Origin of the sequence: Thiohalophilus sp., assembly GCF_031581315.1 — a bacterium.
Taxonomy (GTDB): domain Bacteria; phylum Pseudomonadota; class Gammaproteobacteria; order UBA6429; family Thiohalophilaceae; genus Thiohalophilus.
The window spans coordinates 15282-16362 of record NZ_JAVLAZ010000030.1; the positions used below are offsets into that span (position 1 = coordinate 15282).

A 1081-nucleotide genomic window follows, 5' to 3' on the forward strand; every position below is an offset into this window, starting at 1 on the left:
CTCTGCGCCTCCGCGAACTCTGCGTTTTTACATCCTGCCGATTAGAGAATGTCAGGTATCGCTGCGCGCAACCTGACCTACGCCTAGCCCCTAGCCCCTAGTCCCTGATTCAAGGACTGGGGTTGGGATATTGCTGGTGAATCGCCTCGATTCCGGCGAGCACTTCGTCGGACAGGATCAGATCGATACTGGCGATGTTGCTGCGCAGCTGGCCCATGTCGGTGGCGCCGACAATATTGCTGGTCAGAAACGGCCGGCTGTTAATATACGCGAGCGCCATTTGTGCCGGGTCCAGGTTGTGCTTGTGGGCCAGCGCCACGTACTGCTCGGTGGCGGCGATTGCCTGCGGATTGCTGTAGCGGTTGTAATCCGGATAGCGGGTCAGGCGCGCCCCGGCCGGTTTCTGGCCGCCCAGATATTTGCCGGAGAGTACCCCGAAGCCCAGCGGCGAATAGGCCAGCAGGCCGCAGTGCTCGCGACAGGCGATTTCCGCCAGACCCACTTCATAACTGCGGTTTAACAGGCTGTAAGGGTTCTGGACCGAGAGCATTCGGGGCAGATCGTGCTGTTCGGCCAGCTGTAAAAAGCGCATAACGCCCCAGGGCGTTTCATTGGACAGGCCCACATGGCGAATCTTGCCGGCCTGACGCTGCTCTTCCAGGGCCTCGAGGGTTTCCAGCAACGGCGTGAAGTCTTCATCGAACTGGTGCTGGTAGCCGAGCTGACCGAAAAAGTTGGTCTGACGCTCGGGCCAGTGCAACTGATAGAGATCGAGATAATCGGTCTGCAGGCGCTGCAGACTGGCGTCCACCGCCTGGCGGATATACTGGCGGTTATAACGGGTCTTGCCGCCGCGGATATGCGGGATCCAGCTCTCGCCGGGGCCGGCGATCTTGCTGGCCAGCACGATCTCGTTACGCCGGCCGCTTTTTTGTAACCACTCACCGATGATCTCTTCGGTCCGTCCATAGGTCTTCGCCTGTGGCGGAATCGAATACAATTCGGCGGTGTCGATAAAATTCACTCCCTGCTCCAGGGCATACTCGATCTGCTCGAACGCCTCGGCAGGTGTGTTCTGCTC

General features: G+C 59.6%; 1 protein-coding gene. It reads right to left on the minus strand.

What is annotated here, in order from left to right:
- Positions 1-109: 109 nt before the first annotated feature.
- Positions 110-1081, minus strand: a 972-nt coding sequence (locus RI563_RS06240) for an NADP(H)-dependent aldo-keto reductase (protein ID WP_310693504.1), incomplete at its 5' end; no start/stop codon positions are given.